Annotated in this window: 8 protein-coding genes; 1 reads left to right on the top strand and 7 read right to left on the bottom strand. The window is 38.0% G+C overall.

Annotated features, from left to right (window positions below):
• Positions 1-15: 15 nt before the first annotated feature.
• The 6 genes from AC1DCY_RS05600 to AC1DCY_RS05575 form a co-directional block, all read right to left on the bottom strand.
• Complete coding sequence (locus AC1DCY_RS05600) at positions 16-4491, bottom strand: endonuclease (protein WP_477348226.1); 4476 nt, start codon at positions 4489-4491, stop codon at positions 16-18.
• Positions 4492-5315: 824 nt separating this feature from the next.
• Positions 5316-7031, bottom strand: coding sequence for an FTR1 family iron permease (locus AC1DCY_RS05595; RefSeq protein ID WP_477348224.1), 1716 nt, complete (start codon positions 7029-7031; stop codon positions 5316-5318).
• Complete coding sequence (gene efeB, locus AC1DCY_RS05590) at positions 7006-8265, bottom strand: iron uptake transporter deferrochelatase/peroxidase subunit (protein WP_477348222.1); 1260 nt, start codon at positions 8263-8265, stop codon at positions 7006-7008. The genes AC1DCY_RS05595 and efeB overlap by 26 nt, the downstream gene beginning before the upstream one ends.
• Positions 8266-8271: 6 nt before the next feature.
• Entirely contained in the window at positions 8272-9138 is an 867-nt protein-coding gene (gene efeO / locus AC1DCY_RS05585; RefSeq protein ID WP_477348220.1) for an iron uptake system protein EfeO, read from the bottom strand.
• Between the two features lie 447 nt (positions 9139-9585).
• On the bottom strand, positions 9586-10797 hold the full coding sequence (locus AC1DCY_RS05580; RefSeq protein WP_477348218.1) for an MFS transporter: 1212 nt from the start codon (positions 10795-10797) through the stop codon (positions 9586-9588).
• Positions 10798-10808: 11 nt separating this feature from the next.
• Positions 10809-11237 (bottom strand): MarR family winged helix-turn-helix transcriptional regulator, encoded by a 429-nt coding sequence (locus AC1DCY_RS05575; RefSeq protein WP_477348216.1) that lies wholly within the window; start codon positions 11235-11237, stop codon positions 10809-10811.
• A gap of 104 nt (positions 11238-11341) precedes the next feature.
• Between AC1DCY_RS05575 and AC1DCY_RS05570 the strand changes: the two genes are divergently transcribed.
• Positions 11342-11674 (top strand): hypothetical protein, encoded by a 333-nt coding sequence (locus AC1DCY_RS05570; protein ID WP_477348214.1) that lies wholly within the window; start codon positions 11342-11344, stop codon positions 11672-11674.
• Positions 11675-11760: 86 nt separating this feature from the next.
• Here AC1DCY_RS05570 and AC1DCY_RS05565 read toward each other — a convergent pair whose 3' ends face one another.
• Positions 11761-12711, bottom strand: a complete 951-nt coding sequence (locus AC1DCY_RS05565; RefSeq protein ID WP_477348212.1) for an NERD domain-containing protein — start codon at positions 12709-12711, stop codon at positions 11761-11763.
• Positions 12712-13335: the final 624 nt, after the last annotated feature.

Below are 13335 nucleotides of genomic sequence, written 5' to 3'. Positions count from 1 at the left end.
GATTTATTAATTAACTTACCAAATATTCTCCACCCATTCAGGATGATCTATAAACGGATTTCGATTGCCTTGGATTTCATAAATTCTTTCATTTCTTTGTTTTTCATATTCATCTACAGGATCTTGCTTGTGCCATTGTAAAAGCACAGAAAGTTTACCGTGATAAGGAGCTGTTCCATTATTAACTTTGTCATTTAATTCAAGATCAACTTTATCTCCAGGTTCATAACGAGTTGCCATATATAATAATATACGTGCTACATCACCTTTTACGCGATTAGGGGGTTCGAATGAATCTGAATCTTTCAAGCAACCATTACAACCAGCTACTGGACTGCCACCATTGTCAAAGTCTAAATTTCCTCTTGAACTATTAACTTGTACATCGGTTGGGCGTAAGTGATGGATATCTGTTCCTGGTCCTTTGCTTGTCCCAAAGTTACCATGTGATTTTGCCCACGTATGCTCTCGGTTCCAGTTTCCTACATTGCCACCACTGTTTGTTTTTGGACTAGATTTCCCAGAGTAAAATAAAATGACATTACTCGGATTATTAGGATCTTCATCCGTATACTTTAATGCATTCCAAACATCATCATAAGAAAGCACCTTTTGTTCAGAAATGATATCATGAAGAGCCTTTTTTAGTGCTTGACCTTCTTTGTTATAGGCACCTGCATAATAATCATTAGCAATGACTGTAACGCTGAAACTTGTAGTGACACTTTTCTTTCCATCAGATGCTGTAACGCCAACAATATGACTACCCTCATCTAAATTGAGTGTTAATAACTTTCCATTGATAGTGCCTTTTGTAGCCGTAAATGAAAGTTCATCACCATCAGGATCGGAAAAATGATCTGTTAAATCTATTTTAATTTCCTCTCCAACAGCTACAGTTTTGTTTGAAATCGGATTTTTAATGATTGGTTGATTGTTTTCAGGTGGTAAAGAAGGATCCACAATGGGATCCCCTTTCGAATTTGTAAATTTAATTTGCTCAGGAGCTGCACCCTTTTGATAGATTATCGATTTTATATCTAGATTTTCAGCGCCTCTTATTTCACTGACATTTTTACCTTCAATTGTGAGTGTTTTCACGCTATTGCCTTTAAGGTCAACAATCATCCCTGCTTTAACTGGACTAAGGATAACATCAGTCGTCTTAAAGCCTTCTCCATGTAGCTCCGCATAGGCACCTTTAAGGAATACACCTTTTGGAATTTCCGATTGAGCATCTAAATGAAGTGCTATACTAGGTTTATTGATTGTTAATTTGTTCTTTTTGTAATTCTTATAGTCATATACTATTTCTGGTTTAATCGGTTCAACATTTGACTCTTTATTAACATCGATTTGAACCATTACTGGGTCATGGTCACTTGCACGGCCAGCCATGTCCGTAAAATCTGCATTAATATGAAGAATATCGACATCTGTTTTTTCTGACAGATTATTTGACACTAAAATATGATCTAATACTTGTGAATTCCCCTGATATACATACGTGTAACGGTCAGAAGCATCCACTTTATTAATCATATTTGTCATCAGTTGCCCTTCATGAATTTTAAGAGAATCTGCAAATTGATAATCATTAAAATCACCTAAAGAAACAATGTTTGCATCTGGATTTTTTGATTTAATGTCCCCAACAAAACTATAAACAATGTTGGCAATTTTTTTACGTTGCACTTCACTTCCATACAATGGCGGCTGAATCGCACCAAATAAAGGAGTATCTCCAGTTTTTGAATTCCAATGATTGGCGATAACAATTACATCTTCACCTTGGAATTCAAATTGTGCAGCTAAAGGTTTGCGGCTACTTTTAAACGCTTCATTGTTTGGATCAATTCTCCCCGGATTCAGTGTTAATTTCCCATCTTGATAACCAACTGCTGTTGTAGCATCTCCTGCTGGGATACCTTCCTTCAGCTTAACTCGCTCTGGGTTATAAAGGAAGCCAACTCGAATATTCGCATCTGGTGCTCCACCGTCTTGATTGTTAATTGGATCGATATTAACATATTGATACTCGACACCACCTACACCTTTAATAGCGTCTATTAATCTTTTATAACTTTGATCCGCTTTTGAATCTCCTGCAGATGGCCCGTTATTATCCTGTACCTCTGTTACACCAACAATATCAGGACTTCCCATATCAATACCAATTGCTCTTGCTAGTTTTTTCGCTTTATCATCAGTAGTTGACGTTTTGTTATTAGAGAAGTTCTCCAGATTATACGAGGCAATTGTTAACTTATCTTCTGCCTTTACTATTTTTGTTGTCTCTGGTGATGTATCTCCTTTTTCATAAGCTGCCTTCATCTCATCTAAAGAAGCATAGATTTTAAAATTTTGATAGGAATAGCCTACGATCCCCGTAATTGGCCCTTTAAATTTATCACCTGTAGCAACCTCAAAATCACGTGCAGCTCCATTCGGTTCTAATCGGAATTGAATTCTGTTAGGATTCGCATTTTCTTTCTCATACAATACTCCACCATGAATTGTATTCGTTGGTTCATCCTCAAGTACCGTTACTAAATCTCCATGATCCTGTGGTGCTACAGCTGTCACGTTGCCAACTTCTACTCTCATGCCTTCGAGACTTTCCCAAAAATCAATAGCGTCGATTGTTGGATTAAAAATTTCGAGCTGATCACTGTCGATTTTACTAAATGACATTTTTAACTTATCGATTCCAATTGCTTTTGGTAAAGCTACACTACTTTTAATGACTTCTACTTTTCCATCTTGATCGTCACGCACATTAATTTGCGTTGTTTTTAAATCTGTTTGCTGCCTATCATCATAGCCATCGTATGCATATTCGCTTACTTTACCTTTAACGGATACTAAATCCCCTACTTTTATTGGCCATGGTTTTTTTCCACTGTACAGAAAAATTCCTTCAGAAGTATTCGGATCATTATCAGCCAATTCATCTGGCGTTTGAATCGTATAATACCAATTATTATTTAACGTAAATGAATACGTTACGATTCCTTCAATTCCTTCAACTGTCTTACCATCGAATGTTGAAGCATGCCCTGCACCTTGAATATCATGAATTTGTAATTTATCTGCAATGCTATAATCAAATGTAGTTATGTCACTATAAGTGCCATCTTTAGCTTTAACTATTGTTTTTAAAGTAGTATTTTTGCTAATCTCAATTGGTGACTCATATTTAAGACTTTTATCAGTTGGCTTCGTACCATCTAATGTGTAATAAATTTCTGCATCTGCCGTCGATGTTGTTAAAGTCACTGTTGTTTTCCCAACAAACGTCCCACTTCCAGGAGATGCGATAGCAGGTTTTAGAGCTGAACTATCCTCTACGATATCTTCTTTTGATCGAGGAATGACTTGATAGTCTTTATCGAACTGTTGAACAATACCAGTGATAGATTCATAGTTTGTACCAACAGTTAATCCCAGCGAATTTGTTTCATCTCGTACAAGGAAATTCGTTCCGTCATTTGCAGTAAAGTTTGCCCATCCAGCCCCTTGTTGAACATCTGTAAGCGTAACATTATTCACTGTTACGAGCTGTGATTCGCTATCTTCATTTACTTGAGCACCTGTTACTACCTTCGGAGAAGGAACACCGACATTTTCAACTTTTTCAACGATTGTAGCACCGTCTAATTGTAGTAGCCCACGATAGTCAGCTAACTTTCCTTTTAAAGTAACTTCATCGCCGATAGACATAGCTAAACTAGTAGGTCTTACAGCAATACCACCTGTATCATCTTGAACTGAGAACGTATTTTTTAAGCCTGCTGCTACTCTACCTTTGATAGTTACCGTTTCACCTACAGCTTTATTCCGAGCATCTCCAATTGAGAGAATTGCCGGTGCTTCGGGGTCAACAGGCTCACCTGAATTCGTATCCATTACGTGTTGGCCTAAATTGGTGAAATCATCTATAGGGAATGAATTCCATTCTGATGCTGAATTAAAAGAATCATTAATATTTGTATCACCCGACAAGACTGAACTCTTTCTTACTAAAGTTACATCTTTTGCAAAATCCGCTGAAGAACCAACTTGTCCAATGGAATCGACTATTTCACCAGATTTCCTTAATACAATTGGATCATTTCCATTGAAATTAATAACAGCCCCGTTTTCTAGATTTCCTTTTGCTTTAATGTTCGGCGCTGCGTCTTTATGATATACAACATAGGTAGCTCCGCTTTCTAGAATACCAGTCAGATTCACTTTGTTTTTCGCGGTAGTTTCTCCGTTCGTATGAAGCTCTAGAGTGTAATAACTTAAATCAACCGCTTCGCCTGTACCATTATATATTTCAATTGCTTTATTGAAGGAACTTCCTTCAATATACTCCGAAATGATTAAATCCTTTGCAAGTGCCTCAGCATTTACAGTAATCGGTGCTACTGGTGCGGCAATACTTGCGACTAGAGTTGTTGCTAAAAAGGCATTTATCGATTTCTTCCAATTCTTCTTTGACATCAAGTCAATTCTCCTTTCGATTTTAAGAATGATCGTTTTTTAATGCAAAAGATACTTTCGATTTGGGCCCATATCGTACAGACGACTTACATCGCATACGACATGTCGTAAATGGTCGAACTATTCGAAGCATATTTCCCCATTACATATATATGTAAACATATTATTATTAATTCACTATTTTTATAGTATTTATATTATGTAAATGAATTGTAATAATAGAAAAACACAGATTTATAGGGAATTTAACAATTAATAACATAATTTTAACATATAAACAAAATTTGACACTCACCCAATTTACCTAACTATAAAAGAACGGGCGAATTACATTTACGTCAAAAAATAGTCTCTTAACCAATTAATGGCTAAGAGACTATTTCTTTCTTACTACTACTTTATACTTTCTTAAACATCATTGGGGATTAGCCTCACAAATGAGACCTTGGAACGAAAATCCTCCCTCGTTTTGCTAGGAGTGTCGAAAACCATCTTATTAAAGGCTATTAAATATATTTTCTTCTATATTTTGTGAGGAGCGCGTACTGACCCGTTCCCCATTATATCGAGGAGTTCCTTGTATAAAATAATAATCAAACCTAGAACCGATTTTTCTATAATGATAATAATTTTGTTTTAGCTTGTGGTTTTATACAGTGATGAGGAATAGTTGATTTTCACGGAGTGACGAGGAGATTGAAGCTAAGCCCGCGGAATGCGCCAACTCGGAGTGAAAATCAACCTTTGTTTATTGATACACTTTAATATAAATTTATTTCGACATGCAGAAAGGCAGATGAAAGTATATTCATCTGCCCTCCTATTTATTTCTGTTTCTTCTTATAAATGATCGTAGCGACAACAAGTAAAAGTAAAATCCCTTGTCCAATCATTGTTTCTACCGTTGGATAGAAACCAATGAAGCTGACAACTGGCAAACCATCTACAATTGTTGTTGAAACTGAATCTCTTAGCTGCAATGTGTGCAGACTGACACCAATAATTTTAAATGCCAATACATAGATTAACACCGTTGCCACTGCGAAAAATTTATGAACTGGAATTTTTCCACTTGCTTTAAATAACACGACTGCAAAAATAGCTAATATTAATAGTGCTACTACAATACCTAGCACAAATTGAGTTGTCTCCATTTTAGGTGCAATTCCAGCATAGAAGACAAGTGTTTCTGCCCCTTCACGGAATACGGATAGGAAACTAATTGCTGCCATCGCAAACACTGAGCCACTCGAGATTGCATTGCCCATTTGTTTAGAAATATAGCGATTCCAGCTTGTCACACTCGATTTACTATGGAGCCAAATACCAACTCCAATCATCATTGCAGCAGCTAGTAATCCAATATAACCTTCCATCAGCTCTCGACTTGTATCAATTGTCGCAGATTGGAAAAGCGTCGACATTAAAACAGCTGCTACTGCGGATAGTAAGATTCCTACAAATGCACCAACATATATCCATTTGCGCATTGTTTTTTGTCCAGATTTCTCTAAGAACGATACTAATGCCATAATAATGAGTAGTGCCTCTAAGCCTTCTCGCAGTAAGATTAAAGCTGCATCCCACAGAGTATAATCTGAATCACCTTGAATCAGTTCAATTTCAGTGCGGAAAGTATCAAGCTTACTTTTAATTGCTTTGACATCGACGTTAGACTTTAATAAGTCACTAACGAGGATCGGCATATCACTTTCAATCTTTGTATAAAGACTGCCGTTACGTGTTGAAATATCTATCTCTACACTCGGCCATATTTTAATGAACTCTCGAATTTTATCAGATGCAGCCTTGTAGTCACCTGCATCGATAAAATCATTCGCCTCATCAATATAAGCGACTAATGTTGCTAAAGAATACTCACCTTCAACAACTTTCGCCGTATCATTACCTGCTACAAAATCCTCGATTGTTTGTTTTAAATCTGCATATTGCGATTGCATTAAAGCTACATCTGGCTTTTCAGAAGCAAGTGAGATCCGAATAAAAGCCATTTGTGTTTCAATTTGGCCGTACATAGCAATGCTTTGCTCACGTACAGGGCGTTCAATTTTCTTCCACTTTGCATTAAAATCCTTATACGCTGCGTCGATTGTAGTTAAATCACCACTTGCTAAGGCATCTTCAAATGCTTTCATGATAGGTTTAAATTTCGTGCCAAATTCTGCTCGCTGCGCCGCTTCATCTACAGGATTCTCAAGCTTTTCTAAAGCACGTAAGGCATTTGACAAGTCAGACAGTGCCTTTAAACGTTCATCCTTTGAAGTAGCTTTAACTGCTTGTGCAAGAATTTTATCGACTTTTTCTTTTGCTTCCTTCTGATCAGAAGTGACCGATGCCCAGTCTGTAGCAAATTGATCAAGGGCATGTTGTGCCTCAGCTTCCTTGTCTTGCTTCGTATTCATTAACGCATCACTTATAGAAATGTACAAGTGACTATATGATTGCGCTGCCTGCACCGGTACAGCAAGTGCCAATAACAAGCAAAGTACTAAACTACAGCGCGTTAAAAAGTGCTTCACCTAAATAACTCCCCTTTGATACACCAGGGAAGCAAGCAAACACTGCACTGCCTCGATGGGTAATGTACTCATTCATTTTATCCATACGTCCTAAGCTATTTTGAATCGTTGTAAATTGGGCTGGGTCTTTTTGATAAGAAATAAACATGAGTCCTGCATCATGCGAACCTGTATTAGTCATAACACCTGACGCATAAGAATATGAGCGACGTAAAATACGCGCACCAGATTTACGTGCCAAATGCACATGTGAAGTATCTGGCATAATATACTCACCGTTGCTATCCTTCGCCTCTACATTGAAATCATCAAACTCTTTCTTTTTTCCGAAAGGTGCACCACTATCGCGATAACGACCAAATGTTGCCTCCTGCTCCTTCAAAGATGTACGATCCCATGTTTCAAGATGCATTTGAACTTTACGTGCGACTAAATAAGATCCGCCTTTTAGCCATCCTTTATCGACCCATACAACTTTATTTAAATCTTTTTCATCGGTACTCGATGGATTTCCAGTGCCATCCTTGAATGCAAATAGATTTCTCGGTGTTCCTCCACCAGCTGGGAATGAATTGAACCCTGCCTGTGACCATTTAATTTCTACCTTGCCTGAAGCTGCTCGAACTAAATTACGCACTGCGTGGAATGCTACCTGTGGATCATCCGCACAAGCTTGAATACAAAGATCGCCACCAGTAAATTCTTTTTGCAATTGATCTTTCGGGAAATGCGGTAAATCCTTCAATTCAGCAGGTTTCAAATGCTGGATACCAAGCTTATCAAACAAAGATGGTCCTACACCTATTGTGATCGATAAGTTTGATGCATCCAATCCTGCCGCCTCACCCGTATCTCCTGTTGGGATACTAGCATTTTTCGTTAAATCTACCATTAATTCACCATTCATTAAACGTACAACAAGAGGTGTCCATTGTTTGAACAACTCTTGTAGTTCTTTCTTAGATGTAAATAAAACATCCAAAGAAGCAAAATAAATATTTGTCTGAACTGGTGTAATAATGCCAGATTGATGTTTTCCATAGAAATCAACTTTATTAAGTGCTGTCGTGCTATCCGCAACAGGCTCAAATACATCATAGCCCATTACTTTCATAACACCACCTAAGCCAGAAGCACCGATAGCTGCACCAGCTACTCCCATGCCTGTTAGCTTTAACATTTCACGTCTAGATATTTTTTTATTGATCCATTTTTCATCATTTGACACTGTCATTTATTATCACTCCAAAATAATACCCATTTGACTTAATGGTTCTCCAAGTTGATTTACTGCTGCTGCAAGTGCTTTTGTGTTTTCTTCAGTTAATTCTTCATAAGAAACATACCCGCCATCAGCTGTTGCATGTTGTGCCAATAAATCATCCACTGCTTTGAATTTTTCATCTAATGTTGCTACTAAGTCTTTGTCTTTCGCTTCTAATTTTGGACGTAGGATTTCAAAGATTTTTTCTGCGCCTTCGATGTTCGCTTTAAAGTCATAAAGGTCTGTGTGAGAATAGATTTCTTCTTCACCAGTGATTTTAGATGTTGATACTTCGTTTAATAAATCAACCGCACCTGTAATCATTAAATCCGGTGTTACCTCTACAGTTTGAACTAAAGCATGTAATTCTTTTGCGTCTGCTAGTAATTGATCTGCAATTGCCTCGTAGCCTGCAGTTTTATTTTCTACCCAAAGCGCATGCTCAAGCTTATGATAGCCCGTCCATTCTTCTTCGCCCTTGCCTTCTTCTTGGATATCAGCTAAACGACCGTCAATACGTGGGTCAAGGTCACCGAAGCTCTCAGCGATTGGCTCTGAACGCTCAAAATACATACGTGCTGGTGCATATGCTGCTTTTGCTTTTTCAATGTCACCAGATTTAAATGCGTTCACAAATTTTTCTGTTTCTATTAAGAATTGATCCATTTGCTCTAAGGCAAATTTTTGATAGGCTGCTGTTTCAGCGGATAGATCAACTTTTGTCGTTTTTTCTGCTTGCTCTGCTGCAGGCTTATCTTCTTTTTTAGCTTCATCTGTATTGCCACAGCCAGTCATAAGAATGCCCCCTGCAACTAATACTGACAATAATGATGTTTTTTTCATGCTAAGTACCTACTTCCGAAATAGTTTATATCGAGAATGATAATGATTATCATCTTCAAATGCAAGAAGTATTTTCATTTAAAGAAAAAAACATCATTATCTAGTTGAAAATGATGTTTTTTCTTCAATATAAAGTTACTATACTATGAAATTTTTGCTTGTTATCAATTATGCCTCGGCATAATTGCGTCCGGAATCGGCTTTGTGCTTAGGCCTGCATGATGCAGGTCAGTTAGCCGTTATCGCATGGATGCGATGATTTTAGGCTAACATCCTATGTAGAACTCCATTCCGATTCCGTGACATCCGCCGGAGGCTTTGGGCCAACGTGATGTTGGTCACTCAGTCGTTGCCACAGGACGTGGCGTTCTTAGACTGAGTTCCTCTGTTCAGTGGATGTTTGGACACCCGCTGAAAAGTGACTTAAAATTGCATTCATCTCGCCAACTATAGAGGTGGGAGATTTCTACTGGAAGAAGTTAATTTTTCATGTTTTCCATATAAGAAATAATAAAGGACAATTGACACTAAAATAATGAATACCATCGCAAAGAAAATGGCACTGTAGCCCGACGTCGGAACGAAGAACCCTAAGAAATAAGGACCAACACCTAAACCTAAATCATATAAGATAAAATATGTCGATGTCGCAAGTCCTAAACGCTCATTTGGTGTAACTTTAATAGCTATTGCTTGCGCTACTGAATTGAAATTGCCATAGCCAATCCCTATGCAAGCAGCAGCTATTAAGAAGACAACACTGCTAGTCGCCGAACTAAAGGCATACATACCGATCGCAAAAATGACGAGACATGGATAGATAACAATGTTCGCACCTTTAGTGTCTAGTAATTTCCCTGTAAATGGACGAGTTGCTAAAATAACAATGGCATAAATAATAAAGAAATAACTTCCCGCTGAAACCAAATCAAGCTCTTTCGCGTAAAACGTCATAAATGACATAACTCCTGAGTAGGCAAAGCCAATTACGAGCGCCACAAAAGCAATTGGCACAGCGCGCATTTCGATAAAATTGCTTAGCTTAAAGCCTGTTTTCTCTGCCATTTCTTTAGCCTTCTTCGGTGCATCTGGAACGGTTACGATAAAATACATTAAAAAGCAAACAATAGCTAATACGGAATCAACAGCAAAAATCATCCGATAATCTTCAAACAACTGTGTTAAAAGAATACCTATAAAAGGTCCTATAGCCGTTGCTAAAATAGCACTTAAGCTATAATAACCAATACCTTCCCCTCGTCGATCAGGCGGTAAAATTTGTGCAATAATTGTTCCTGTCGCCGTACTAGCCATCCCAAGTGCAATCCCTTGTACTAAACGATTGAGCATTAAAAGCGGCAAATTCGTTGCGATAAAATAAGACATCGTTGATAGCATAAACAATAATAATCCACAAAATAATGTTTTTTTGCTACCCCAATCTCCAATGATACGTCCTGTCCCGAGTCGACCAAATAAAGTACCAATAATAAAAATACTCGATACAAGCCCTGCCGTACTAGTTGAAGCCCCAAAATGCTCAACCGCATAGCCTGCAATTGTTACCATCAATAAATAAAAAATTAATGTAATGGTAAAGTTAATAAGTGAGACGATTAAAAAGTCCTTCGTCCAAAGTTTTTGTCTAGATGCTTCCACTTTTCTCTCTCCTACCGATTGATGTTTGCACAAATATTCGCTAAAACTTGTGTCGCAATTTCTATATCCTGCTTTGATACGCCTGCGAGTGCCTGTTCAAAAAATGGTTTTAACTGCGCCTGAATTTCTTGCACAATCCCTTGACCATATGCCGTTAATTGTACAAGCTTCTCGCGCTTATCCCTGCCTGCTACCGTTTCCACATAACCAAGCTCCACAAGCTTTTGCACAAGCCTTGTTACACTCGGCTTTTCAATATACATAAAATTCGCAATGTCAACAAATGTATGTGGGCCTTTATCCATCAATAACCGAAGGAGAGCCCATTGAGAGCTATACAACTGATATTGCTCTAACTGCACATTCACTTGATTGATAAACGGTCTGTACATTAAGCGGTACTGATTAAAAAAATCTTGTTCGATCGTCAAAGTTACCACTCCTTTTAAATTAGTTAGCCTAGCTAACTATATACTTTAAAATTCTATTTGTCTAGTAGGGTATTGGAGAGAAACCCGGCATTTCGGGACTGCTATCCTGCATTTTGAACGGTCTTTCCGGCAATCTTCTCTTTCTATCCACGGCTTTGATCGCTATCCATCTTTCTCGCCTTTCTATCCACGATTTAGAGCGACCTATCCATCTTTCTCGCCTTTCTATCCACGATTTTGAGCGCTCTATCCATCTTACTCGCCTTTCTATCCACGATTTGAGCGCTCTATCCATCTTTCTCAACTTCCCCTCAACTTTGAACGGGCTATCCATCTTTCTCGTCTTTCTATCCACAATTTTGAGCGCTCTATCCATCTTTCTCGCCTTTCTATCCACGATTTTGAGCGCTCTATCCATCTTTCTCGCCTTTCTATCCACGATTTGAGCGCTCTATCCATCTTTCTCAACTTCCCCTCAACTTTGAACGGGCTATCCATCTTTCTCGTCTTTTTATCCACGCCTTTGATTGAGCTATCCATCTTTAATCCAATATTTCCTATGTTTTTTTATTCCTTCTGCTTTCACAGGCAATTTTTGCAATAGCCTATACGCAAAATCTGGTGAATCTATTGCGAAAAACTCACAAAAACTTTTATTTGTTAGCGAATCGCCCACTAACAATTTGTAATCTTCAAGCGTTCTGAAAATAGCCTCCTGATCAACTAATCCGCAGCGTTGACAAGTCCATTTTTTAGAGTGATAGCTCATTCGCTGTCCATTTGAACAACGTACACAAAGCACGCCTTTTACAATATCCTGAACAGGAATGGTTATTTCTCTTTTAATTGGCATATGTCTGGACATTAATTTATTAGCAAAAAGAAAGAGCTTGTCTGCATCTAGTGTCACCTCTTTATGCTGTTTAAGCCATTTCCTTACATGATAACGTAATCCTGAAACATGAAAAATTGGTTGTCCTTTTAAACTTTCTGATAAAATAGCATTTTTCGTTGCCAAAACGACTGCATAAAGAACTGGAATCTCAACTTTATACTGCTGTAACATCCTCTTTATCCACTCAGCATGTCGTCTAACTTGATGAAAAGGATCAATCATACCCTCAACATCACCTTGAGCAGTTGTTCTTGTAAATTGAGTAAAAGACTCATCGTATTCAAGAAAGCCTGTTATATTTTTTATTTCTAGTATTAATATAAAATGGGGGCAGATTAAGATAGTGTCTATTTGATGTGTATTCCCGAAGTGATTAAGTATTTGTAGGTCATGGAGGAAGTAATGTTGAGTGGGTAAATTAATTTCAAGCCATTCTCCATCTACTCGCTTTTCTCCAGCAAAGCCAGCCTGTATACGCATTAATCTATCATAATAATTCATGTATTCTACATGTGTATTAGGCAACCTTCGTATCAAGGCTTCTAGAATTCTATGCATTTGTGATTGCTGTCGTGCTAATAAAATCATTTTCTCTTCCCTCCCGTATTTATTATATTAATAATTACCGGAATAAAAAGAGGTTCCAAAAAACTTGAAATGCTAATTGTACAAAATAAATTTTTAGACAATTTATTTAGATGAAAAGAACGGAAGAAATCGCCTTGGTCTAGAACCCGATACTACTTTTCTGCTCCATTTCCCACTTTGACGACGCTACTATCCATCTTTCTCATCTTCCTATCCACCTTTCTCTCCTTTCTATCCACGATTTTGGGCGGGCTATCCACCTTTCTCGCCTTTCTATCCACGATTTTGGGCGGGCTATCCATTTTTCTCGGCTTTCTACCCACGACTTTGAGCGAACTCTATCCACCTTTCTTCACTTTCTATCCACGATTTTGAGCCAGCTATCCAGCTTTCTCTCCTTTCTATCCACGATTTTGAGCAGCCTATCCACCTTTCTCGGCTTCCTATCCACGACTTTGAGCGCGCTATCCAGCTTTCTTCACTTTCTATCCACGATTTTGAGCCAGCTATCCACCTTTCTCTCCTTTCTATCCACGATTTTGGGCGGGCTATCCATTTTTCTCGGCTTTCTACCCACGACTTTGAGCGCGCGCTATCCAGCTTTCTTCACTTTCTATCCACGCT

This window comes from Lysinibacillus sp. 10T31, from assembly GCF_056394365.1.
This window is presented reverse-complemented; position numbering and strand designations above follow the sequence as displayed.